General features: G+C 68.1%; 19 protein-coding genes and 4 pseudogenes. 6 read left to right on the top strand and 17 right to left on the bottom strand.

The genetic code is table 11. The features are described 5' to 3' along the window. Window positions 1-175: 175 nt before the first annotated feature. The 7 genes and pseudogenes from AC1HFW_RS09630 to AC1HFW_RS09600 form a co-directional block, all read right to left on the bottom strand. Window positions 176-1,054: pseudogene (locus tag AC1HFW_RS09630) on the bottom strand (PDDEXK nuclease domain-containing protein); the annotation flags it as partial. A gap of 172 nt (window positions 1,055-1,226) precedes the next feature. Continuing rightward, window positions 1,227-2,054, bottom strand: coding sequence for an ABC transporter permease subunit (locus AC1HFW_RS09625; RefSeq protein WP_479282971.1), 828 nt, complete (start codon window positions 2,052-2,054; stop codon window positions 1,227-1,229). Continuing rightward, entirely contained in the window at window positions 2,047-2,880 is an 834-nt protein-coding gene (locus tag AC1HFW_RS09620) for a taurine ABC transporter ATP-binding protein (RefSeq protein ID WP_479282969.1), read from the bottom strand. The genes AC1HFW_RS09625 and AC1HFW_RS09620 overlap by 8 nt, the downstream gene beginning before the upstream one ends. A gap of 89 nt (window positions 2,881-2,969) precedes the next feature. After that, on the bottom strand, window positions 2,970-3,998 hold the full coding sequence (tauA, locus tag AC1HFW_RS09615; protein ID WP_479282967.1) for a taurine ABC transporter substrate-binding protein: 1,029 nt from the start codon (window positions 3,996-3,998) through the stop codon (window positions 2,970-2,972). A 326-nt stretch (window positions 3,999-4,324) separates the two neighbouring features. After that, window positions 4,325-4,870, bottom strand: a complete 546-nt coding sequence (folE, locus tag AC1HFW_RS09610) for a GTP cyclohydrolase I FolE (protein WP_006395285.1) — start codon at window positions 4,868-4,870, stop codon at window positions 4,325-4,327. A gap of 101 nt (window positions 4,871-4,971) precedes the next feature. Beyond that, window positions 4,972-5,628: a response regulator gene (locus tag AC1HFW_RS09605; protein WP_006395284.1), complete on the bottom strand. Its 657-nt coding sequence runs from the start codon at window positions 5,626-5,628 to the stop codon at window positions 4,972-4,974. Beyond that, a complete protein-coding gene (locus AC1HFW_RS09600; protein ID WP_479282964.1) occupies window positions 5,625-7,043 on the bottom strand; it encodes a cache domain-containing protein in 1,419 nt (472 codons plus the stop codon). The genes AC1HFW_RS09605 and AC1HFW_RS09600 overlap by 4 nt, the downstream gene beginning before the upstream one ends. 315 nt (window positions 7,044-7,358) lie before the next feature. Between AC1HFW_RS09600 and AC1HFW_RS09595 the strand changes: the two genes are divergently transcribed. Both AC1HFW_RS09595 and AC1HFW_RS09590 read left to right on the top strand, forming a co-directional pair. Then, window positions 7,359-9,446 carry a carbon starvation CstA family protein gene (locus AC1HFW_RS09595; protein ID WP_006395282.1) on the top strand — a complete coding sequence of 696 codons (2,088 nt, stop codon included), beginning with the start codon at window positions 7,359-7,361 and terminating at the stop codon, window positions 9,444-9,446. Window positions 9,447-9,463: 17 nt separating this feature from the next. Further along, window positions 9,464-9,676: a YbdD/YjiX family protein gene (locus AC1HFW_RS09590; RefSeq protein ID WP_085943770.1), complete on the top strand. Its 213-nt coding sequence runs from the start codon at window positions 9,464-9,466 to the stop codon at window positions 9,674-9,676. A gap of 72 nt (window positions 9,677-9,748) precedes the next feature. On the opposite strand, the gene AC1HFW_RS09585 is transcribed toward AC1HFW_RS09590, so the two are convergent. Next, window positions 9,749-10,612 (bottom strand): DMT family transporter, encoded by an 864-nt coding sequence (locus AC1HFW_RS09585; protein ID WP_479282961.1) that lies wholly within the window; start codon window positions 10,610-10,612, stop codon window positions 9,749-9,751. A 116-nt stretch (window positions 10,613-10,728) separates the two neighbouring features. On the opposite strand from AC1HFW_RS09585, the gene AC1HFW_RS09580 reads away from it, so the two are divergent. Continuing rightward, window positions 10,729-12,123 (top strand): aminotransferase-like domain-containing protein, encoded by a 1,395-nt coding sequence (locus tag AC1HFW_RS09580; RefSeq protein ID WP_479282959.1) that lies wholly within the window; start codon window positions 10,729-10,731, stop codon window positions 12,121-12,123. Between the two features lie 25 nt (window positions 12,124-12,148). On the opposite strand, the gene AC1HFW_RS09575 is transcribed toward AC1HFW_RS09580, so the two are convergent. After that, window positions 12,149-13,339: an MFS transporter gene (locus tag AC1HFW_RS09575; RefSeq protein ID WP_238889472.1), complete on the bottom strand. Its 1,191-nt coding sequence runs from the start codon at window positions 13,337-13,339 to the stop codon at window positions 12,149-12,151. Between the two features lie 104 nt (window positions 13,340-13,443). Next, entirely contained in the window at window positions 13,444-14,145 is a 702-nt protein-coding gene (locus AC1HFW_RS09570; RefSeq protein ID WP_431194548.1) for a DAPG hydrolase family protein, read from the bottom strand. A gap of 115 nt (window positions 14,146-14,260) precedes the next feature. On the opposite strand from AC1HFW_RS09570, the gene AC1HFW_RS09565 reads away from it, so the two are divergent. Together AC1HFW_RS09565 and AC1HFW_RS09560 are read left to right on the top strand one after the other, a co-directional pair. Continuing rightward, window positions 14,261-14,917 carry a TetR/AcrR family transcriptional regulator gene (locus tag AC1HFW_RS09565; protein ID WP_479282957.1) on the top strand — a complete coding sequence of 219 codons (657 nt, stop codon included), beginning with the start codon at window positions 14,261-14,263 and terminating at the stop codon, window positions 14,915-14,917. Window positions 14,918-15,072: 155 nt separating this feature from the next. Further along, window positions 15,073-15,624 carry a Dps family protein gene (locus tag AC1HFW_RS09560; protein WP_479282956.1) on the top strand — a complete coding sequence of 184 codons (552 nt, stop codon included), beginning with the start codon at window positions 15,073-15,075 and terminating at the stop codon, window positions 15,622-15,624. An 81-nt stretch (window positions 15,625-15,705) separates the two neighbouring features. Here AC1HFW_RS09560 and AC1HFW_RS09555 read toward each other — a convergent pair whose 3' ends face one another. The 5 genes and pseudogenes from AC1HFW_RS09555 to AC1HFW_RS09535 all read right to left on the bottom strand — a co-directional run. Next, a complete protein-coding gene (locus AC1HFW_RS09555; RefSeq protein ID WP_006395274.1) occupies window positions 15,706-16,206 on the bottom strand; it encodes a hypothetical protein in 501 nt (166 codons plus the stop codon). Window positions 16,207-16,407: 201 nt separating this feature from the next. Further along, window positions 16,408-19,194: an autotransporter family protein gene (locus AC1HFW_RS09550; RefSeq protein WP_479282954.1), complete on the bottom strand. Its 2,787-nt coding sequence runs from the start codon at window positions 19,192-19,194 to the stop codon at window positions 16,408-16,410. A gap of 500 nt (window positions 19,195-19,694) precedes the next feature. Continuing rightward, window positions 19,695-20,390 carry a peptide-methionine (S)-S-oxide reductase MsrA gene (gene msrA / locus AC1HFW_RS09545; RefSeq protein ID WP_006395271.1) on the bottom strand — a complete coding sequence of 232 codons (696 nt, stop codon included), beginning with the start codon at window positions 20,388-20,390 and terminating at the stop codon, window positions 19,695-19,697. Between the two features lie 35 nt (window positions 20,391-20,425). Further along, complete coding sequence (msrB, locus tag AC1HFW_RS09540; RefSeq protein WP_061071067.1) at window positions 20,426-20,929, bottom strand: peptide-methionine (R)-S-oxide reductase MsrB; 504 nt, start codon at window positions 20,927-20,929, stop codon at window positions 20,426-20,428. An 88-nt stretch (window positions 20,930-21,017) separates the two neighbouring features. After that, window positions 21,018-21,167, bottom strand: a pseudogene (locus AC1HFW_RS09535) (pentapeptide MXKDX repeat protein); the annotation flags it as partial. Between AC1HFW_RS09535 and AC1HFW_RS09530 the strand changes: the two are divergent. Continuing rightward, a pseudogene (locus AC1HFW_RS09530) lies at window positions 21,129-21,209 on the top strand (hypothetical protein); the annotation flags it as partial. The pseudogenes AC1HFW_RS09535 and AC1HFW_RS09530 overlap by 39 nt on opposite strands. 81 nt (window positions 21,210-21,290) lie before the next feature. Here the strand turns inward: AC1HFW_RS09530 and AC1HFW_RS09525 are convergent. Together AC1HFW_RS09525 and AC1HFW_RS09520 are read right to left on the bottom strand one after the other, a co-directional pair. After that, window positions 21,291-21,347, bottom strand: a pseudogene (locus AC1HFW_RS09525) (pentapeptide MXKDX repeat protein); the annotation flags it as partial. Window positions 21,348-21,393: 46 nt separating this feature from the next. Then, window positions 21,394-22,185: a molybdopterin-dependent oxidoreductase gene (locus AC1HFW_RS09520; protein ID WP_479282952.1), complete on the bottom strand. Its 792-nt coding sequence runs from the start codon at window positions 22,183-22,185 to the stop codon at window positions 21,394-21,396. Between the last annotated feature and the right edge of the window lie 6 nt (window positions 22,186-22,191).

Raw genomic sequence — 22,191 nt, 5'->3', positions numbered from 1 at the left:
GGCTCCTTGTAGTGGCGACGCGTCCGGGCGACGCCGGCGCGAGAGGCCGGGCGAGACCAGGGACGGAACCCCAGGATAGAGGAGCGGCATGGGCGAAAGGAATGCGGGATTGCCCTGCCGACGGGGTGGGTTTGGGCGCGCCGGCAGGAAAATGGAACGAGATAGGTCCTGGAATGCAATACATGTGCATCTGCCCCACGTCGGCATGGCTCAGACTACCCAGCTTCAGGTCGATGATGACCAGGCAGCGCAACTTGCGGTGGTAGAGCAGCAGATCCACCCGGTGCCAGGTCTGGTCGATGCGCAGCCGTCGTTGCCGCCCTACAAAAGTGAATCCTTCGCCCAGTTCAAGCAGAAAGTCCTCCAGCCGTTGGGTGAGCGCGGCCTCAAGATCGGACTCTGAGTATTCGTCCTTGAGATCGAGAAACTCCAGGACGTACGGATCCTTGATTGCCTCGCCAGGGGTCATGGCATCCGTGGCCTGTGGCATGGCCCCATTGACCAGCATCGCCGCCTTGTCGCCGGACAGCGCCGTGCGTTGGTAGAACTGGCTTTCGATCTGCCGGTCGAGCTGGCGTACGCTCCAACCTCCCCGTAGCGCCTCGGCGTGGTAGAACCGTCGGGCGTTGTCGTCCTTGACTGATAACAGCCGGACGTAGGCCGACCACGGCAGCGTGAACGCTTGTGTCAGGGCCGACAGCCGTAATTTCCCAGACACTGTCTGGGATATCGCGGGCTGGGGGTAGGTCAGGAAGAAGCGCCGCATGTTTTCCAGGTTGTTGACGCCGAATCCTCTGCCGAACCGGACGGTCAGGTCGGCAGACAGTCGTTCGATCAATTGGTCTCCGTAGCCCGCGCGTTGTCGGCCTTTCTGCTCTGCCTCGACAATCCTGCGGCCAATATCCCAGTAGCTGGCCGTCATCAGGGCATTGACGTTGCGTGCGGCCGCCTGCCGCGTGGCATCGAGCAATTCGACGATGCCGTCGTGAATACCCGCGTAGCCGGCAGGTGGGGAAAGTCGCTTTCCGGTTTCTGAAGGGGGCATCCTGGTCATGCTGTCATCTCCGTAGGATGCGGCGCATCGGCGATCCATCGGGGCCGACACGTGACCCATTTGGGGCGTGACGCACCGCATCATCTTCGGCATCAACATAACGCAGGAAAACGTGGCCGCGTGACGCACCGTGAGCTTTCAGTCCACCCCGGATTGGCCCGCAGTCTGACGTTCAAATCCGTCCCTTCCAAGGAATCGCGAACTTCTCCAGATACCGCACCAGCAGGTCGAAGGCGAAGGCAAACACCCCGATCACGATGATGCCCATGATGACCGTGTCGCTGGCCAGGAACTGCGCCGCGTTCAGCACCATGAAGCCCAGCCCGCGGTCGGCCGCCACCATCTCGGCGGCGACCAGCGTGGTCCAGCCGACGCCGATGCCGATGCGCATGCCGGTGAAGATCTCGGGCATGGCGGCCTTCAGGATCACGTGCCAGACGATCTGCATGCGGGTCCCGCCCATGGCGTAGGCGGCGTGGATCTGTTCGATCGAGACCGAGCGCACGCCGGCGCGCGCGGCGATCGCCATGGGCGCGAAGATGGCCAGGTAGATCAGCAGGATCTTGGGGAATTCGCCGATGCCGAACCAGATGATGATCAGCGGCAGGTAGGCCAGCGGCGGCAGCGGGCGGTAGAACTCGATCGGCGGATCGAAGATGCCGCGCGCGTAGCGGTTCACGCCCATCAGGATGCCGACCGGGATGGCGGTGGCGCAGGCCAGGAAGAAGGCCGAGAACACCCGGGTCAGGCTGGCCATCGCGTGCTCGGCCAGGGTCGAGTTGGCCACGCCCTCGGTCATGGCCGACACGAACTTGCCGTACACCGCCTGCGGCGACGGCAGGAACAGCGGCTTGACCCAGCCGGCGTTGGTGGCCAGGAACCACAGCGCCAGCAGCGCGATGCTGGTCAGCAGGCTGATGTGGCCGCTGTAGCCGGCCCCCGGCGCGCCGTAGACCTTGCCCGGCGCGGCGGGCCGGCGGCCGCCCAGGCCGCTAGGCATGAGCGACCTGCGTGTCGGATGCGGCGAGTTCGTCGCCATAGATGATGCCGAGGACTTGCTCGCGCATGGCGATGAAGTCGGGACTTGATTTGATGCCGCGTCCATCGCGCGTCTCCAGGTAGCGCCGGTTGAAGTCCGGCTGGAAGGTGTGGGTGATGCGTCCGGGGCGCGGCGACATGACGATCAGCCGCGAGCCCAGGAACAGCGCCTCTTCCACGCTATGGGTGATGAAGAAGAACATCTTGCCGGTCTGGCGCCAGATATCCAGCAGCAGCTCCTGGATGGTCTCGCGCGTCAGCGCGTCGAGCGCGGCCATCGGCTCGTCCATCAGCAGCATGGCTGGATCGCAGGTCAGGGCGCGGGCGATGCCCACGCGCTGCTGCATGCCGCCGGACAGCTGGTAGATCATGTGGCGGTGGAAGTCCTTCAGGCCGACCAGTTCTAGGTTGCGGCGGGCGCGGGCGCGGCGCGTTGCCTTGTCCACGCCCTGCAACTTGAGGCCGAACTCGGTGTTCTCCAGCACGTTCAGCCAGGGCAGCAACGCGTGTTTCTGGAACACCACGCCGCGATCGGCGCCGGGGCCGATGATGGGCCGTCCGCCCAAGGTGATCTCGCCGTCGGTGGGCGACAGGAAGCCGGCCAGCAGGCTCAGCAGCGTGGTCTTGCCGCAGCCCGAGGCGCCCAGCGCGACGACGAATTCGCCGGGCTCGATGGTCAGGTTGACGTCCTGTAGCGCGATCACCGGCCCGCTGTCGTGCAGCCCGGGGTAGGTGACGCTGACGTGGTCCGCGCGCAGGGCCTGCGCGGGCGTGGCGGGTGTGGTCATGCGAGGTCCCCTTGCATGGTGCGGCGCCCGCGGCCAGGCGGGCGCCGGGGCCGGACGCGGTTGGTGGCGCGCCCGGGGCATTGCCGCGGCTATTTGGCGGCCGCTTTGGCGTACTGGTCGGTGACGTGGGCGCTGTAGTCGCCCAGCGCCTTGTCGATCTGTTTCTGGTCCTTCAGGAACTTGGCGCTGGCGGTGAAGGCGCGCGCCGCGCCCGAATCCTTGCCGCCGCCCAGCCATTCGGGCGAAGCCTGTTCCTGGGCGGTCGGGAAGGTCAGCAGCTTGAGCGCGGTGGCGACGTCATCCGGCTTGCCGCCGATCAGCTTGACGATACTCTTTACCTGGGCCGAATCGGCGGTCCAGGCGGCGGGGTTGGCGCGGTAGGCGGCGTACGACTTGGCCAGCACGGCGGTGAAGGCGGCCATGAACTTGGGATTCTTGGCGGCCCAGGCGCGGTCGACCACCAGGCCGTCGAAGGTCGGCACGCTGGCGTGGCCGATGGCTTCCGAATCGGCGATGACCTTGCCGCTCTTTTCGATCTCGGTCAGGGCGGGCGGCCAGACGTAGGCGGCGTCGATGTCGCCGCGCTGCCAGGCGGCGACGATCTGCGGCGGTTGCATGTTCAGGATGCGCACGTCGCGCGGGCTGATCTTCCAGACCTGTTCCAGGCCCACCAGCAGGTGGAAGTGGGAGGTCGACACGAACGGGGTGGCGACGCGCTTGCCCTTGAGGTCGGCGGTGCTGTTGATGCCCGAGCCATTGCGCGCCACCAGCGCTTCCGATTTGCCGATGTTGTCCAGGATCCAGAACAGTTCCAGGTCGACGCCGCGGGTGGCGGCCGAGGTGATGCCGGTGGAACCGAGCACGCCGACCGGCACGTTGCCCGAGGCCAGCGCGGTGGAAATGTCGCCGCCCGAGGTGAATTGGCGCCAGTCGACCTGGTAGCCGGCGTCCTTGAGGGCGGCGTCGAAGCTGCCATCGGCGATGGCGGTCAGAAAGGGGCCGACGATGAGCTGGTAGCCCACGGTCAGGCGGGTCTGGGCGTAGGCGGGGGCGGCCAGCAGGGCGGCGGCCAGGCCGGCCAGGATGCTGCGGCGGATGAGGCGGTATAACGCGTTCATGGTGAGCTCCGGTAGGGAATGGGCCGCGCCCCGACGCGACCGGCTTGTGCCGGTGCGGCCTGTGGTGCCAGTTTGCCCGGATGGGGCCACAGCGCTAGGGCCAGATGCCGTATTCGATAGGAGCCAATAAGCGCCCCCACGCCGCGCGCTACGCGCTTGCTGCCCCCCAAGGGGGCTGTCCCACCTTGGGGCGGCCCGGCGGTGGGACGGACGGGCATTCCTGTGCGGGTTGTCGTTCAGGCTCGCTCTAGGCCTTTTGGCGGAGAGCGCGCAAAAAAACGGCCGACCCCGAAGGGACGGCCGTTTCTGGCGATGCGCGGGGGCGTTCAGCGGATCAGGCTGAGGAACTCGGCGCGGGTCGACGGGTTGTCGTGGAACTCGCCCAGCATCACCGACGTGACCATGGACGAATTCTGCTTTTCGACGCCGCGCATCATCATGCACATGTGCTGGGCCTCGATGACCACGGCCACGCCGGCGGCGCCGGTGACCGACTGCACCGCCTCGGCCACCTGGCGGCTGAGGTTTTCCTGGATCTGCAGGCGGCGGGCGTACATCTCGACGATGCGGGCCACCTTGGACAGGCCCAGCACCTTGCCGTTGGGCAGGTAGGCCACATGCGCCTTGCCGATGAAGGGCAGCATGTGGTGCTCACAGAGCGAATACAGCTCGATGTTCTTGACCAGCACGATCTCGCGCGTGTCGGACGTGAACAGCGCGCCGTTGACGATCTCGTCCAGGTCCTGGGTGTAGCCGCGGCACAGATGGCGCATGGCCTTGGCCGCGCGCGCCGGCGTGTCCGCCAGGCCTTCGCGGGACGGATCTTCCCCCAGTGCTTCAAGAATGGCGGTGTAATGATTTTCCAATGACATGGGAACTCCAGGGGGGCTGCGCGCCTGCGGTGGCGATGAACACGCAAGTCTACTCCAGCGCGGGCCCGCTTCGCAGGCGGGAGACCCGACGGCCAGAGGGGTTATACGCCGCGGTTCTCGACCGCGTACTTGATCAGTTCGGCCTGGCCGTCGATGCCCAGCTTGCGCTTGATGTTCAGGCGGTGGGTCTCGACCGTGCGCACCGACAGGCCGAGCGCCTGGGCGATCTGCTTGTTGGCGTGGCCGCTGGCGATGTGGCGCAGCACATCGCGCTCGCGTTGCGTCAGCAGGGTGGCTGGGGCGCTGGCCTGCGACAGGCGCAGCGACACGGCGGCGCTGAAGTAGGTGCGGCCGGTCATGACCGCGTCGATGGCGGCCAGGATCTCCTGGGCCGGCTCGTCTTTCAGCAGGTAGCCGCGGGCGCCGGCGCGCACCGCCTGCACCATGTATTCGGCGTTGTCGTGCATCGACAGCACCAGCACCGCGATCTGCGGATAGCGCTCGTGCAGCTGCGCGGTCAGTTCCAGGCCGCCCACGCCGGGCATGTTCAGGTCCATCAGCGCCAGCTGCGGCAGGGTGCCGCCCTGCGGGTCCTCGGCCAGGCAGGCCTGCAGGAAGGCCAGCGCGGCGGCGGCGTTGCCGGCCTCGCCCACCACCTGCAGGTGGGGCACGGTCTCCAGGCGCAGGCGCAGGCCATCGCGCACCAGCGGGTGGTCGTCGATCAGCAGCAGTCGGATGGGGGAGCTAGAGTCGGTCATGCGGGGCGGGATGCGTCGGAAGGGGGCGGCGGCAAGGGCAGCCAGGCTTGCAGGGTGGTGCCCTGGTCGGAGGTATGGAAACTGAGGCTGCCGGACAGCGCCGTCATGCGTTCGCGCATGTTGCGCAGGCCGATGCCGCGGCGCGGGTCCTGCTGCACCTCGGCGTAGTCGAAGCCGCGGCCGTCGTCATGGATGGTCAGGCGCAGGTCGCGGTCGGTGTAGGCCAGCGTCAGGTCGGCGCGGCGGGCGCCGGCGTGGCGCACCACGTTGGTGAGCGCCTCCTGGGTGACGCGGAACAGCGCGGTGGCGTAGGCGTCGGGCAGCTTCACCGGACGGCCCTGGGTCGACAGGCGCACCGCCAGCGGCGCGGCGCCATGCTGGCTGGCGCCGGCGAACTCGCGGCCCAGGTGTTCCAGCGCGGCCGGCAGGCCCAGGTCGTCCAGCAGGGTCGGGCGCAGGTTGTGCGAGATGCGGCGCACCTCGCCGACGGCGGTATTGAGCCGGTCGAGCGCGCCGCCCAGCGGCGTGTCGATGTGCGCCAGGGCCCGCGGTTCGGCGCCCAGGGCCTGGCGCAATCGTTCGCGGGCGGCTTCCAGCGCCAGCTTGATCGACACCAGCACCTGGCTGATGCCGTCGTGCAGCTCGCGCGACAGCCGGGCCCGCTCGTCTTCCTGCGAGCGCACCAGCTGCTGCGCCATCAGCCGCAGCTTGGCGTCGGACTGGCGGTGGTCGCTGATATTGAGCGCCAGGCCGCAGGCCGCCACCCCCAGGATCGAGACCGCGGCGATGCCGGCGACCCAGGCGAACATATCGCGGATGTTGGACTGGGCGGCCGCGTCGATGTGCGCCAGGGTCTGCTCGACGTCGTCCAGGTAGATGCCGGTGCCCAGCATCCAGCCCCAGCGTTCCAGCACCACCACGTAGCCGAGCTTTTCCACGGTCTGGTGGGTCGAGGGCTTTTCCCACAGGTAGTGCACCGCCTGGCCCTGGCTGCCGCCGCGGCGGGCCGCGGCCAGCAGGTTCTGGATCACGGGCTGGCCGCGGGTGTCGTGCAGGCTCCAGAGGTCCTGGCCGACCAGTTCGGGCTGGCGCGGGTGCATCAGGTTCTTGCCTTGCAGGTCGTAGACGAAGAAATAGCCGTCGTGGCCGAATTCCATCTGCGCCAGCAACGCCAGCGCGCGCTCGCGGGCGGCGTCGCCGTCGCTGGCGTCCTGCAGCGGGGCGATGGCGCTATAGGCCAGGCTGACGTAGTGGCGCAGCTCGCTTTCCTTGCTGCCGAGCCAGGCGCTTTCCACCACCTCTTTTTCGCGCTGGGCCAATTGCAGGCCTTGCACGTAGACGGCCACGGCAATGGCCGCCAGCGCCACCAGCAGGGGGACGGCGGCCAGCAGCAGGATTTTCAGGCGCAGCTTCATCAGGGGATTTGTATCAGCGCGACAAGCGCGTGTTGCGGTGCATCAAGAGGATCGGGCCACGCCGAACGGGCGGGTTCGCCGCCGATTTTACGATTGCGGCGCGAATATGCTGCGGCGCTTTCCGTAGTACCACGTAGCGCGATTGCGTAGTTCCGCGCTTGTTGCGTCCAGGTCAAACCGAAATACTAACGCCCGCGTCGACCGGACGCCGTGTGGACGTTCGCGTCCGCCACCCTACAACAATGAGTCTGCCCACCCGCGAGACGAAAAAAGCGTTGCACGCCAAAAGCATGGCGGGAGGCAAGAGGAGCACTTATGCATACCAGCAGTAAGGGACTGGGTCAGCACCTGGTCTGGCTGGCGGTTGCGGTATTGGGCGCGTTCGCGCTCGGCACCGTGGCGCTGGCCAGAGGGGAGACCATCAATGCGCTATGGGTGGTGATCGCCGCCGTCTGCGTGTACTTGATCGCATACCGCTATTACAGCCGCTTCATCGCCAACAAGGTGTTCCGCCTTGACCCGACGCGCATGACGCCGGCCTGGAAGCACAACGACGGCCTGGACTACGTCCCGACCAACAAGCACGTGCTGTTCGGCCACCACTTCGCCGCCATCGCCGGCGCCGGCCCGCTGGTCGGCCCCGTGCTGGCCGCGCAGATGGGCTATCTGCCCGGCATGCTGTGGATCCTGGCCGGCGTGGTGTTCGCCGGCGCCGTGCAGGACTTCACCATCCTCTTCATCTCGACGCGCCGCGACGGCCGTTCGCTGGGCGACCTGGTCAAGTCCGAGCTGGGCAAGATCCCGGGCGTGATCGCGCTGTTCGGCGCCTTCATGATCATGGTCATCATCCTGGCGGTGCTGGCGCTGATCGTGGTGAAAGCCCTGACGCACTCGCCGTGGGGCACCTTCACGGTGGCCGCCACCATCCCCATCGCGCTCTTCATGGGCGTGTACCTGCGCTACATCCGCCCGGGCAAGATCGGCGAAGTGTCCATCATCGGCTTCGTCGGCCTGATGGCCGCCATCACCTTCGGGCAGGACGTGGCCGCGCATCCGGTCATCGGCCCGATGTTCGACTTCGACGGCAAGGGCCTGACCTGGATCCTGATCGTCTACGGCTTCATCGCCTCGGTGCTGCCGGTGTGGCTGCTGCTGGCCCCGCGCGACTACCTGTCGACCTTCCTGAAGATCGGCACCATCGTCGGCCTGGCCATCGGCATCGTGGTGGTCGCGCCCGAGCTGAAAATGCCGGCGCTGACGCAGTTCGTGGACGGCTCCGGCCCGGTGTGGTCGGGCAACCTGTTCCCGTTCCTGTTCATCACCATCGCCTGCGGCGCGGTGTCGGGCTTCCACGCCCTGATCTCGTCGGGCACCACGCCCAAGCTGATCGAGAACGAAACCCAGGCCCGCTACATCGGTTACGGCGGCATGCTGATGGAATCGTTCGTCGCCATCATGGCGCTGGTGGCCGCTTGCGTGATCGAGCCGGGCATCTACTACGCCATGAACAGCCCGGCGGCCGTCATCGGCACCACCCCCGACCAGGTCGCCCAGGTGGTGTCCAGCTGGGGCTTCGTGATCACCCCGGCCGACCTGGTGCAGACCGCCAAGGACGTCGGCGAGAGCACCATCATCTCGCGCGCCGGCGGCGCGCCGACGCTGGCCGTGGGCATGGCGCACATCCTGCACCAGGCCATCGGCGGCCCCAGCATGATGGCGTTCTGGTACCACTTCGCCATCCTGTTCGAAGCGCTGTTCATCCTGACGGCCGTGGACGCCGGCACCCGCGCGGGCCGCTTCATGCTGCAGGACCTGCTGGGTACCTTCGCCCCGTCGCTCAAGCGCACCGAGTCGTTGCCCGCCAACCTGATCGCCACCGGCCTGTGCGTGGCGGCCTGGGGCTACTTCCTGTACCAGGGCGTGGTCGATCCGCTGGGCGGCATCAACACGCTGTGGCCGCTGTTCGGCATCGCCAACCAGATGCTGGCCGCGATCGCGCTGACGCTGGGCACCGTGGTGCTGTTCAAGATGAAGCGTGACCGCTACGCCTGGGTCACCGTGCTGCCCACGCTGTGGCTGCTGGCGTGCACCCTGACGGCCGGCTGGCAGAAACTGTTCCACGCCGACCCCAAAGTCAGCTTCCTGTCGCACGCGGCCAAGTACAACGCCGCGATCGCCGAAGGCAAGGTGCTGGCCCCGGCCAAGTCGCTGGCGGAAATGTCGCGCGTGGTGCTGAACGACTACATCAACGCCGGCCTGTGCGCGATCTTCATGTTCGTGGTGGTCAGCATCGTGGTGTTCGGCATCCGTTCGGTGCAGCGCGCCCGCGCCGAGAACAAGCCGACCGCGCGCGAAACGCCCTACGAAACCCTGCCGGCCACCGCTGCCGCCGGCGCGGACTGACCCAAGGAGGCGCCGCCATGCTGTTTTCCAACATGACTTCGGCGGCCGGCGCCGCCGGCCGCTACCTGGGCCAGACGCTCAGGCTGATGGTCGGCGTGCCCGACTACGAGACCTACGTCGAGCACATGCGGCGCACCCATCCCGACCAGGAGCCGATGAGCTACGAAGACTTCTTCCGCGAGCGGCAGGACGCCCGCTACGGCGGCAAGAAACGCATCGGCTGCTGCTGACGGGACCCGAGGGTCCGTTGACCGCAACGCAAAAGGCGCCGGCTTTGTCCGGCGCCTTTTTTCTGGCTGGCCTCAGCGCGCGTGCTTCTTGGCCCCGGCCACGCAGATCACGGCGGCCAGCGTCACCAGCAGCATGCCCCAGCTGACCTGCTCGTGCAGCAGCAGCGCCGCCAGGCCCAGGCCCATGAAGGGCTGGAACAGCTGCAACTGGCCCACCGCCGCGATGCCGCCCTGGGCCAGGCCGCGGTACCAGAACACGAAACCGATCAGCATGCTGAACAGCGACACGTAGGCCAGGCCGATCCACCCGGCCGTGGTGACCTGCGCGAACGAGGAGGGCCAGGTCAGCAGCGTCAGCGGCAGCATCGCCGGCAGCGACAGCACCAGCGCCCAGCTGATGACCTGCCAGCCGCCCAGGGTGCGCGACAGCTTGGCGCCTTCGGCGTAGCCCATGCCGCAGACCACGATGGCCGCCAGCATCAGCAGGTCGCCCTTGAGCGACACCGCCAGCCCGCCCGTCAGCGCGTAGCCCACCACGAAGGCCGCGCCCGCCACCGAGAACAGCCAGAAGGCCGGCCGGGGGCGTTCACCGCCGCGCAGCACCGCGAAGACGGCGGTGGACAGCGGCAGCAGGCCGAGGAACACGATCGAATGGGCCGAGGTGACGTGCTGCAGCGCCAGCGCCGTCAGCAGCGGGAAACCAAGCACCACGCCGATGGCGGTCAGCGCCAGCGCGGGCAGGTCCGCGCGCCGCGGCCGCGGCTGGCGCAGCAGCCGCAGCAGGGCCCAGCCGAGCAGGGCGGCGATGGTGGCGCGGGCGCCGGTCAGGAAGATGGGGTCGAGTTGCGCCACCGCCACCCGGGTCGCCGGCAGGGAGCCGGCGAAGATCGCCACGCCGATGAAACCATTGATCCAGCCGCTTGTTGCCTTGTCCATCCACTGCTCCGCGCAAAGCGTCCAGTGAAGCATCCGGGCGCCGGATTCCCCAGAGACAGTCCAGTACAATTTAAAATAACTGTTATGCAAAACAGTCCAGTACAGACGGAGGCGGAATGACATCAGGCGGCACCCGGATCGAGGCGGTCATGGCGCAGGTGCGGTCGCGCATCGCATCGCGCGCGTATTCGCCGGGCGCGCGCCTGCCGTCGGTGCGGGCGCAGGCCGGCGCCATGGGCCTGTCGGTGTCGACGGTGGTGGAGGCGTATGAGCGGCTGGCGGCGGAAGGCAGCATCACGTCGCGGCCTGGTTCGGGCTTCTACGTCGCCGGTCCGGTGGCGCCGCTCGCGCTGACCGAGATCGGCCCCAAGCTGGACCGCGAGATCGATCCGCTGTGGGTCTCGCGCCAGTCGCTGGAGGCCCGGCCCGACGCGCTGCGGCCCGGTTGCGGCTGGTTGCCGGCCGACTGGATGTACGAGTCCGGCATCCGCCGCGCCTTGCGCGCGCTGGCCAAGGCCGATTCCATGGCGCTGACCGAATACGCCACGCCGCTCGGCCACCCCGGGCTGCGCCAGGTGCTGTCGCGGCGCCTGGCCGCCGCCGGGATCGAGACGACGCCCGACCAGCTCATGCTGACCGAGTCCGGCACCCAGGCCATCGACCTGATCTGCCGCTTCCTGCTGGAGCCGGGCGACACGGTGCTGGTCGACGATCCCTGCTATTTCAATTTCCACGCCTTGCTCAAGGCGCACCGCGCCCGCGTGGTCAGCGTGCCGTACACGCCGAACGGGCCCGACGTGGCACGCTTCGAGGCGGCGCTGCGCGAGCACGCGCCGCGCCTGTACATCACCAATTCGGGCATCCACAACCCCACCGGCGCCACGCTGTCGCCGCTGGTGGCGCACCGGCTGCTCAAGGCCGCCGACGGCGCCGGGCTGGTGATCGTGGAAGACGATATCTTCGCCGACTTTGAGCACACGCCAGCGCCCCGGCTGGCCGCCTTCGACGGCCTGTCGCGGGTCATCAAGATCGGCAGCTTCTCCAAGACCGTGTCGGCCTCGCTGCGCTGCGGCTTCATCGCGGCGCGGGGCGACTGGATCGACAGCCTGGCCGACCTGAAGATCGCCACCACCTTCGGCGGCGGGCGGCTGGCGGCCGACGTGGTGTTCCGGACCTTGACCGACAGCGGCTACCGCAAGCACATGGAGTGGGTGCGGCAGCGGCTGGCCGAGGAACGCGACAGCGCCACCGCGCGGCTGCGGGCGCTCGGCATCGTGCCGTGGCTCCAGCCGAAGGCGGGCATGTTCCTGTGGTGCCGGCTGCCGGCCGGCATCGACGCCGCGACGGTGGCGCGCGCCTGCCTGCGCGATGGCGTGGTGCTGGCGCCGGGCAATGCCTTCAGCGTGTCGCTGAGCGCGGGCGACTGCCTGCGCTTCAACGTGGCCCAGTCCACCGATCCGCGCGTGTTCGACACGCTGGCGCGGGCGCTGGCCACGGCGCGCAACGCGTGAGCCGTCTTGCGGACAGGCCCGCGCGCTAGGGGTTCCTGGCGGGCGCGTCCTGGCGCGCCCGTTTCTCGGCGGCCAGCACCAGCGGAATGGCGCAGGCCGCGCACAGCGCCATCACCAGGAAGCCGCCCGGCGCGTAGTTGCGATACAGCGCGCCGCCCAGCTGGATGCTGCCGAACATGAACACGCCGCCCGACAGCAGCGCGTACAGCGCGATGGCCGAGGTCTTGCAGGCCGCCGGCACGCGGCGGGCGATGTACCACATGATGGCGGCGTTGTTGCCGGCCAGCGTGAAGCATTGCAGCACCTGCAGCGCCGCGATCCAGGCCGGGTCGGTGGTGGCCGACAGGCCGGCCCAGCGCAGCGCCGTCATGGCGGCCGAGACCACGATCAGCCATTGGGCGCCGACCCGCGCCAGCACCTTGGGCGCCAGGAAGAAGAACAGCACCTCGCTGGTCACGCCCACCGCCCACAGCATCGAGATCAGCGCCGTCGACAGGCCGCGATCGGTCCAGTAGAGCGTGGAATAGGAATACAGGAAGCCGTTGCTGGCCTGCACCAGCGAGGCGGCGGCGATGCACAGCAGCAGCGGCCGGTCGCGCAGGATCTCGCGCATCGGCAGCCGCACGCGCTCGGCCGGCGCCTCCTCGGCGCTCGGGCGGGCGGCTTGCGGCAGCAGGCGCACGCAGGCCAGGCAGGCTACGATCAGCAGGATCGACAGCCACATCACCCAATTGGCGTCGAAGGTCTTGATGAGGTAGCCGCCGGCCACCGTGACCACCGCGAAGCCAAGCGAGCCGCAGGCGCGGATGATGGTGTACGAGTTGCCCTGGCCGCGGCCGCTGGCGATGGCCATGCGGTCCAGCAGCGGCAGCACCGCCGGGAACACGGCGTTCAGCAGCAGGGTGACGGCGAACAGCCAGGCGGGCGCCGCGCTGAACGGGTAGCAGATGAACAACACCAGCGACGCCGCCAGCGCGGCGAAGATCAGGCCGTGCGCGCGGCCGCTCTGGTCGGCGACGTGCGCGACCACCGGCGTCGACAGGATCTTGGGCAGGAACGAGGTCGCCACGATCAGGCCGATCAGCGCCGGATCGAGGCCGCGGCTGGCGAACCACAGGGGAAGAAACGGGATGCTGACGCCCTGCAAGCCGTAGTACAGGAAGTAGAACCCATGCAGGGCGATAGCGCCTTGCCGGGCGTCGGGGTTGCCGCGCATAGCGATGTGACAGGAGTGTGGCCGGTGTGAAGCGCCGTAGCATACTCCTTCCGCGGGCCCGGCTCGGCGGCGCCGGCGGCCCCGTCGCCCGGGGCGCGCTGGCGCTACCAGGGCAGGGGCGCCGCTTCGCCGTTGGCGTGCTCGCCGTAATAGAGCGACGGCAGGAAGCGCGACAGGAAAGTGAACTCCGTATAGCAGTGGCGCAGCAGGTTCAGCCCCAGCGCGTCCGGCACGTCCTGTTCCGGCCGCTCGCTCGACAGTCCCAGGTAGAAGCGGCTGCGCAGCACGCAGCCAAACGGCGTGTCGCGCGTCAGGTGGATCATCTGGCCGTCCATCGGATCGCCGTCCGCGTCGAGCTGGACGTGGTCGCCAAAGCCGATGCGCGCATAGACGGCCGCCGACATGTCCTGCTTGTCCTGCGCCGCGCGTAGGCGGTCGGCGTCGAAGGCCTCGGCGGGCGCATGGAACTTCAGCTTGGCCGCCACCGGCGGCAGGTCCGCCAGCGACTCGACCGCGTGGATCGAGGCGCCGATGTAGTTTTCGCCCCGGCGCCAGGCGCTGTCCCAGCCGCGATGCTCGACGTGGTCCTGCGGATGCCACCACTTGATGTGCTGGGTGGTCTGGAAGAACTTGAACCACCAGTCGAACATGCGGCCCTTGCAACCGTGCAGGTCGGTGCGCGCGGCCACCACCAGGCCGCCGCCGGGCAGCCGGGCGATGCCGGTCTCCAGGCGCAGCGGAGCGGGGTCGAGCAGGCTGTCCATGTCGGCGGCGATGTGCGCCATGTCGGGGTGAGGGGAGGTCATCGTGGGGCTTTCCGGCAACGGGGAAAGCGGATTCTACAATAAAGAAACGTTTTTCGTTTCCAAAATAATCGCGGCGTGTAAGATCGCACCTCAACCACAGGAGCATCGCCCGACCATGGCATCGTCCCCCCCGCCACGTCCGCGCGGCCGTCCCGCCCGGCCCGACGCCGAATTGCGCGCGGCCGCGCTGGAGGCCGCCACCTGGCTGCTGCTGAACGAAGGCTACGCCGCGGCCACGCTGGAGGCGGTGGCCAGGCGGGCCGGCATGGCCAAGAAGACCGTCTACCGCTTCGCCGCCAATCGCGAGGACCTGGTGGCGCAGGTGGTGCGGGGCTGGACCGACACCTTCGTGCCGGTGATGGCGCAGGAGGTCGGCGGCGCCGCCGACGTGCTGCCCGCGCTGGCGCGGGTCCTGCAGGCGATCGCCGACCGCGCCTTGTCGGTCGAGGCGGTGGGCATGTTCCGGCTGTTGACCGCCGACTTTCCGGCGCGCGCGGCGCTGCTGGCCGTCTACCAGGAAAACGGCATCGAGCGCGGCACGGGCCTGCTGGCGGGATGGTTCGAGAAGCTCGCCGGGCGCGGCTTGATCCGTATCAAGGAACCGCGCGTCACCGCCGGCCTGCTGCTGGCCATGACCATCGCCGAACCGCTGCGGCAGATGGCGCTGGGGTTGGCGCAGCCGCTGCCGCAAGGCTCGGTCGCGGATCGCATCCAGGCTTGCGTGGCGCTGTTTTCCGGTCAGGGCCGGGTGTTCGAGATCCTGCCGGACTAGTGCCCGCGCCACGCCCGCGCGGGCGTGTCCATTCAGCTTGGCGCCAGCCGCGCGCGGCCATTGGCAAAGCGCGCGCACGGCATTACCCTGGCATGTCGCGGTGTGAACGATCGCGCCGCGCGTGTTTTCCGAATCATTTCCAGGAGCTGCGATTCATGGCCAAGAAACTGAATGAGAAGACCACCAAGACGGCGAAGACGCTGCGCAAGCGCCCGCTGGCGACCCCCACCGATCTGGCCGCCGCCGCCACCCGCGATATCTCCGCGGTGCTGAACCAGGTGTTGGCCGATGTGTTCGCGCTGTACCTGAAGACCAAGAATTTCCACTGGCACGTCAGCGGGCCGCACTTTCGCGACTACCACCTGCTGCTGGACGAACAGGGCGACCAGTTGTTCGCCATGACCGATCCCATCGCCGAACGCATCCGCAAGATCGGCGGCACCACGCTGCGGTCGATCGGGCATATCTCGCGCTCGCAGCGCATCGCCGACAACGACGCCGACTACGTCCAGCCGCTGGACATGCTGGCCGAGCTGCGCGAAGACAACAAGACCCTGGCGGCCTCGCTGCGCGAAGCCCACAACGTCACCGACGAGCACCGCGACATCGCCAGCTCCAGCCTCATCGAGAACTGGATCGACGAGACCGAGCGGCGCACCTGGTTCCTGTTCGAGGCCAGCCGCCAGGGCGACAGCACGGGTCATTGAGCGGCGTTGACGGCCGTTTCCCGGCCCCTTTATCGGGGTGCGGGAGAGGGCGGGCCGAAGGGCAGGCCGCCGCCTGGCGCGTCAGCCCTCGCGCCCGAATCCGCCGCGGGCCCACTCCGAGGCCCGTTGCACGCTCAGTTTGTAGTTGGGCGCCACGTGGATTTCGGCCAGCTGTTCGCCGGATTCGTCATAGGCGCTGAGCACGGCATAAGGCTCGTCCTCGTCGGGAACGATATCCAGCTTGACGGTCAGGCGGCCCGCGGCCGCATCGATCTTCACGCTCTTGTGCAGCGTCGCGTGCAATTGCTGCTCGTGGCGGCGCAGGACTTCGTTGGCGGTCTTGACCAGGGTGTGGAAGGCGGGGGTGTCGAGCGGCTTGGGGTTCTTCTTGTCGCGCCCCATGGTCCAGGGGCCGACCAGGGCCGGTTCGGCCTGTCCGTCCAGGGTCATCTCGACGGCCCAGCCGTCGTCGTCTTCGTTCTTGATGATGCGGGCGGTCCAGCCATCATCGCGCCACAGGGTGGCTTCGTGTTCCTTGCGATATTCGGAGGCGCCGTCGTCCGGCATGCGGGTGTCAGTCACTGCTGTGCTTTTCCTGGATTCATGGATTCGCGGCCTGGCGGCCGCTGGCCTCGCGGGAGGCCGACGAGATCTTGGGGCGGGCAGGGCGGATTTCCGGAGGTCCGGATTCCGCCTGCCCCCCGCACTGTAGCGCAATGCGCGTGAGCTTTCCCGGCGCGGCGGGCGCCGCGATGGCGACACCCGCCGTCTTGCGACGTGGGCCTAGAAGCGCACGGCCAACTTCAGCAGGCCCGACTGCTGGCGGTTGCCGCCGCCGAACTGTGCGTCGTAGGCGACGCCGGCCGTGGTGTTGCGGGCCAGGGCGATTTCCGCGCCCAGGCCGACCACCGCGGCGTTCTTGGCGATCGGCACGCCGCGCACCGAGAACGTGCTGCCGCCGTCGAAGGCCAGTTCCTGGCTGGGCTTGACGTCGCCCATGGCATGGCGCCAGCCGAGCGAGGCGGTCAGGCGGCCCGGCGCGCCGCTGGACTCGAACTGCCACGCGCCGCGCATGCCCAGTGTGCTGCTGGTGACGTCGTCGGTGCGGCCCTTGCCGCGCAGCGCGGCCGATCCGCCCGATTCCTCGAAATCACGCGTGCGCAGCTGGTTCCAAGCCAGGCCGGCATAGGGTTCGATGCTGTAGGCATCGTTCAGCGGCAGGTGGTAGCCGAGTTCGCTGAACACCTGCGTCGACGACGCGCGGTAGGACGATTCCAGGCGCTGGTTCAGGCTGCCGGCGGCCACGTCGCGCTTGGTGTCGATGTCGTGCCAGGTGTAGGCGGCGCCGGCCATGAAGCGGATGTGGCCGGGACCGGCCTGGAAATTGCGTCCGCCGAAGATCGTGGCGGTATAGCTGTCGACATCGGTGCGCGACGCGGAATCGGCAAGCGAGCTGTGGCTGCCGACGTAGCCGACCGCGCCGCCCAGGCGCCAGCCGCCGCCGACCGCGCCGTCGCCGCCGACGAACAGGCCGCCGGCCGATTGGCTGACGCTCGAGGCGTTGCCGTCGCTGGCGAAGGTGCTCCAGTTGCCGAACGCCTGCGCCCAGACCGGCGAGGCGCCGCTTTGCGGCAGGGCGTCGGCCGACGGCGAACCCAGCTGGGCCGTCGGCTGCCCGGCGCGCACCGGCGCGTCCAGATTGCCGCGTAGGTGATCCAGCGGCATCGTGCGCACGGTGTCCGCCTGGCCCTGCAGCACCGTGGCGGTGCTGGCGTAGGCCTCGCCGGACAGCTGCTTGAGGGCCGAGCGCGCTTCATTGGGCGTCATCGACAGCACCGCCGTCGTCACCTGGCGCGCGCCGGTGCCGGCGGCCGCGGTGCTGCCGCTACCGACCACGGACGAGCCGCTGCCGCTGGTCGCCGAGCCATTGCCGGCGGCGGTCGAACCGCTGCCGCTGGTGGGCGGGTCCTCCTGGTCCAGCGCGCCGCCGACGCTGGTCTCGTTGCCGGTGTTGCCGACGCTGCCGATCGGCACGTCGTTGCGCGTCAGCGTCATGAAGGCGTTCTTGGCGTCGTAGCTGAGCGTCGGGGTGAGGAAGGCGTAGGCGCTGGAGGCACCGGTGAAGCGGCCCTGGATGCCGCCGTCGGCCGTCAGGATGTTGTAGGTGGTGCGCGGCGCGTAGTTGCCGGCGGGGCCGACATGCGCCACGGTGCCGTCCAGCATGGCCACGCCGGTGACGTGGATGCGGTCGCTGGCGCTGCTGGCCGGATCGGCGTGCACGCGATAGATGGTGTCCGCGCCGAAGGTCAGGTTGCCGTTGATCGTCAGGGTGCCGATGGGCGAGCCGTCGTTGCCCGGGGAAATGACGGCGGTGGGATAGAGCGTGGTGGCGCCCAGCTGGCCCACGCCCGCCAGCACGACTTCGCGGCCGATATCGACGGGGCCGTTCAACTTGCCGTCGATTTCCAGGGCGCCGTCGGCGATCAGGATGGGACCGCTCAGCCCGCTGCTGTCGCCGGTCAGGATCAGCGAGCCCGGGCCGGTCTTGACGAAGCCCTGCGTGCCTTGCAGCGGGTTGTGGATGGTGTCGACGAACTGGCCCGAGGCATAGGTGCCGTCGCCCACGACCAGGGCGGGCGGGTTGCCGCCGTTGCCGACCAGGGTGATGGGCGCGCCTTGCACGGTATAGCGGTCGGTGGCGAACTGGATGCCCGACACGCGCACCGGGCCGGCGCCGCCGTCGACGGTGACCGTGCCGGCCGCGCCGGTGAAGATGGCGTAGCCGCCGTCGGGCAGGGCGCCGGTGGCGTTGGTGGGGCTGTTCCAGTTGGCGCTGGTGGCGCTCCAGGTGCCGTTGCCGCCGCCGGCGCGCGTCGCCGACGCCGCGCCGTTGCCGTTCCACAAGTTGGTGGTGCTGGGGCCCAGGATCAGGTTGATCTGCTTGTCGCCGGTCAGCGACTGGATGGTCGCGGCCGGCTGCGAGTCGCCGGTCACGGTGCCCAGCGTCAGGCCGTTGCCGCTCAGGGTGCCGCCGTACGACAGGATGCGGTAGTAGCCGGCATTGACGCCCAGCGTGTTGACCGACACGTTCAGCGTGGTGTTGTTCAGGGTGGCGTTGCCGGCGACCGTGATGTTGTCGCCGGTGCCGGGTTGCGTGATCGGCAGGCCCGCGTAGCCGGTCTCGAAGTCGAACACGGCGTTGTTCATCGACAGGTCGCCCCTGACGACGAGGTTGCCGTTGGACACCCCGGTCGGCGTGCCGACCGGGTAGCCGGGCGCGACGCGCGCGCCATTCACGTTGAGGTTGCCGTTGATCGCGCCGAAGCCCGAGACGGTGCCGTTTGCGGCCGCGTTGACATTGCCGGTGAGGGTGACGCCGGCGCCGCCGCCATTGCCGCCGATCACCAGCGTGCCGCCGTTGACGTCAACGCCGCCGGGGAAGGCGGCCGAGCCGTCGAACACCTGCGTGTTGCCGGGCGCCACCGTCAGGTCGGCGGCCATGGCGGCGCCGCAGCAGGTGGTACTCAATGCGACCGTGGCGGTCAGCCACTTGTTCGTGCCGTATATCAAGACAGGGATCCTTTTTGTCGCGGCCCGAGGTCCGGATGCCATACGCGATTGCCGGCGGAAATCGTGTTTCCGTCTGCTGAAATACTTTGTATGGAATGGACTGGCCGGTGGAAAAAGGACGCAATTTATACCTGCTTTTTTGCAAATTAAAAAACTGCCTGAGAGATACCATCCAACGGGGGAAATATCCGCTATATGGATACCAACCAATTGTTTTTATTGGGGTTTTGGATACCGTCCATATTATCAATATGGTGTGAATTGATACATTCGATATTATCTGTCAGGCACGATAAGTGCTGATTTTATGTTTTAAAAATCGGCACGGTTTTTATTATTTATCTTGCTTGTCGACGCGCTGGGGAAAAGCGCCATGAGGCGCGCTTTTAAGGCCAGGGGCGGGCGGGAACGGCGACCGCAAGCCGTGCAGCCGCCGGCGCGGCAAGCCCCGCCGGCGGCCACCATGACAACCGCGGACTTCGCCGCGGGCCGCCAGCCGCCTACGGATTCACCAGCACCGGCTTGTCGCGATAGGCCGCCGGGAAGGTCTTGGCCAGGTTTTCCACCTTGGGCACGTCGTTCACCATGATGTACATGCTGTACGGATGGCGCACCAGGTAGTCCTGGTGATAGCCCTCGGCGGGGTAGAAGCCCTTGAGCGGCTCCACCGTGGTCGCCAGCGCCTTGGCGTAGACGCCCGACTTGTTCAGCTGCGCGATGTAGGCCTCGGCCACCTTGCGCTGGTCGTCATTGGCGGGGAATACCGTGGAACGGTATTGCGTGCCGCTGTCCGGGCCCTGGCGGTTGAGCTGGGTCGGATCGTGCGCCACCGAGAAGTAGATCTGCAGCAGCTGGCCGTAGCTGACCAGCTTGGGGTCGTAGGTGATTTCCACCGATTCGGCGTGGCCGCTGCGGCCGCCGCTGACGGTGTCGTAGTCGGCGGTGGACGACTGGCCGCCGGCGTAGCCGGAGACCGCCGAGGTGACGCCCTTGACGTGCTGGAACACCGCCTGCACGCCCCAGAAGCAGCCGCCGGCGATCACGGCCTTTTCCTGGGCCGCGCCGGCCGCCGCGTCGAGCGTGGGCGGCGGAATGATGAAGGCGGTTTCGGCGGCGCTGGCCGAGCCTAGGGCCAGCAGGGCGCCGGCGACGGCCAGCGCGGCCTGGCGGGCGCGGGAGAGGGGACGAAGGGGCATGATGCGCAATCCTCGGAAAAATACGCGGGCCGGGGTCAGGCCTGCGGGGTGAAACTCATGGCCACGCCGTTCATGCAGTAGCGCAGTCCGGTCGGGCGCGGGCCGTCATCGAAGACGTGGCCCAGGTGGCCGCCGCAATTGCTGCAATTGACGGCGGTGCGGGTCATGCCGAAGCTGCGGTCCTCGAGCGTGTCGACGGCGTGCTCCAGCGGCTGCCAGAAGCTGGGCCAGCCGGTGCCGCTATCGAATTTGGTGGTCGATGCAAACAGCTTCTGGGCGCAGCCGGCGCAGGCGAAGGTGCCGGCGCGGTGCTCGTCGTTCAGCGGGCTGGTGTAGGGCCGTTCGGTGCCCTCGCGGCGCAGCACGTCGTATTGCGCGGTGGTGAGCTTGGCGCGCCACTGCGCGTCGGTCAGCGTGTAGGGATAGGCCTGCCGCGGCTGGGCGGCGCGCGCGCCGCGACCGGCCAGCAGCGGCGCCAGGCCGGCGGCGGCCGCGAAAGCGCCGCCCGCGCCAAGGAAATGCCTGCGTGTCAGTCTCATCGAAAACTCCTGGTGGAAGGGTCCGCCCGGAAGGGGCCGCCCGCGGCGCGGCCCAAGCGGCGCCAGCCGGGCGGGGTGGGCGGCTGGCTTATTTGCCCATGCTGTCCTTGCTCATGGAGCCGCCCTTGGACATGCCGTCTTTCGACATCCCGTCCTTCGACATGCCATCCTTGGCCATGCCATCCTTCTTCATGCCGTCGTGCGACATGCCGTCCTTGGACATGGAGTTCTTCGACATGCCGTCCTTGGCCATGCCGTCTTTCGCCATGCCATCCTTGGACATGCCATCTTTCGACATGCCGCTCTTGGCCATGCCGTCCTTCGACATGTTGTCCTTGGACATGCTGTCGGCCGCGTGCGCGGCGACCGCGCCAAAGGCCAGGCACAGCGAAAATGCGGCGGTGGTGAGTGTCTTCATGATGCGTTCCTCTGGTGTGTCGTGGTGAGAAGGAAAAAAAAGCCACCTAGCTGCCGCCGAACCAGTTGTAGCCCTGGTCCTCCCAGTAACCGCCCGGGTAGGTGTTGGTGACGAAAATCGCCTGGATATGCTTGGGGTTCTTGTAGCCAAGCTTGGTGGGCATCCGCAGCTTCATCGGGAAGCCGTACTCCGGCGGCAGGGTCCTGCCGTCGTAGGTCAGCGCCAGGATCGTCTGCGGGTGCAACGCGGTGGGCATGTCGATGCTGGTGTAGTAGTCGTCGGCGCACTTGAAGCCCACGTATTTCGCGGTCAGGTCGGCGCCCACGCGCTTCAGGAAGGTCGAGAACGGCACGCCGCCCCATTTGCCGATGGCGCTCCAGCCCTCGACGCAGATGTGGCGCGTGACCTGGTCGATCTGCGCCATGGCGCGCAGCTCGTCCAGCCGCCAGCGGCGCTTGTCGGCCACCATGCCGGTGACCTCCAGCCGGAAGCTCTCTTCCTCGATCTGGCGCACCTCGTCGATGCCGTAGTAGGCATTGAAGGGAAACGGGCGGGTGATCATGGATTCCGGATAGGTCGGCGCCAGCTTGTTGGGATCGAAGATCCAGCCCTGCACGCGGTCGTTGAAGCGCGACACGGCGGTCAGCGCCTTTTCGACGTTTTCGTCGTCGGACAGCGTGCAGCCGGACAACATCGCCAGCCCGCCCAGCGTCAGGCTGCTGCGCAGGAAGGCGCGGCGCGACGGCGCCTCGACCCGCTTGTCCAGGATCTTCACGGCTTCCTTGAGAATGGCGGGGCCGTCCAGGCCCAGCAGCGACAGGCGTCGTTTTGCGCTCACGTCAGG

The organism is Achromobacter sp. ISS7 (assembly GCF_056523125.1).
The sequence above is the reverse complement of the archived record's forward strand: the minus strand, read 5'-3'. Positions and strand labels throughout refer to the sequence as shown.

What these genes read in the sequence shown, in the direction of transcription:
- AC1HFW_RS09625 (WP_479282971.1), bottom strand. Translation starts at nt 2,054, where the DNA reads ATGCCTAGCGGCCTGGGCGGCCGCCGGCCCGCCGCGCCGGGCAAGGTC.
- AC1HFW_RS09590 (WP_085943770.1), top strand. Translation starts at nt 9,464, where the DNA reads ATGCTGTTTTCCAACATGACTTCGGCGGCCGGCGCCGCCGGCCGCTAC.
- AC1HFW_RS09595 (WP_006395282.1), top strand. Translation starts at nt 7,359, where the DNA reads ATGCATACCAGCAGTAAGGGACTGGGTCAGCACCTGGTCTGGCTGGCG.
- AC1HFW_RS09605 (WP_006395284.1), bottom strand. Translation starts at nt 5,628, where the DNA reads ATGACCGACTCTAGCTCCCCCATCCGACTGCTGCTGATCGACGACCAC.
- AC1HFW_RS09580 (WP_479282959.1), top strand. Translation starts at nt 10,729, where the DNA reads ATGACATCAGGCGGCACCCGGATCGAGGCGGTCATGGCGCAGGTGCGG.
- AC1HFW_RS09600 (WP_479282964.1), bottom strand. Translation starts at nt 7,043, where the DNA reads ATGAAGCTGCGCCTGAAAATCCTGCTGCTGGCCGCCGTCCCCCTGCTG.
- AC1HFW_RS09575 (WP_238889472.1), bottom strand. Translation starts at nt 13,339, where the DNA reads ATGCGCGGCAACCCCGACGCCCGGCAAGGCGCTATCGCCCTGCATGGG.
- AC1HFW_RS09565 (WP_479282957.1), top strand. Translation starts at nt 14,261, where the DNA reads ATGGCATCGTCCCCCCCGCCACGTCCGCGCGGCCGTCCCGCCCGGCCC.
- AC1HFW_RS09585 (WP_479282961.1), bottom strand. Translation starts at nt 10,612, where the DNA reads ATGGACAAGGCAACAAGCGGCTGGATCAATGGTTTCATCGGCGTGGCG.
- AC1HFW_RS09620 (WP_479282969.1), bottom strand. Translation starts at nt 2,880, where the DNA reads ATGACCACACCCGCCACGCCCGCGCAGGCCCTGCGCGCGGACCACGTC.
- msrA (WP_006395271.1), bottom strand. Translation starts at nt 20,390, where the DNA reads ATGCCCCTTCGTCCCCTCTCCCGCGCCCGCCAGGCCGCGCTGGCCGTC.
- AC1HFW_RS09570 (WP_431194548.1), bottom strand. Translation starts at nt 14,145, where the DNA reads ATGACCTCCCCTCACCCCGACATGGCGCACATCGCCGCCGACATGGAC.
- folE (WP_006395285.1), bottom strand. Translation starts at nt 4,870, where the DNA reads ATGTCATTGGAAAATCATTACACCGCCATTCTTGAAGCACTGGGGGAA.
- tauA (WP_479282967.1), bottom strand. Translation starts at nt 3,998, where the DNA reads ATGAACGCGTTATACCGCCTCATCCGCCGCAGCATCCTGGCCGGCCTG.
- AC1HFW_RS09560 (WP_479282956.1), top strand. Translation starts at nt 15,073, where the DNA reads ATGGCCAAGAAACTGAATGAGAAGACCACCAAGACGGCGAAGACGCTG.
- msrB (WP_061071067.1), bottom strand. Translation starts at nt 20,929, where the DNA reads ATGAGACTGACACGCAGGCATTTCCTTGGCGCGGGCGGCGCTTTCGCG.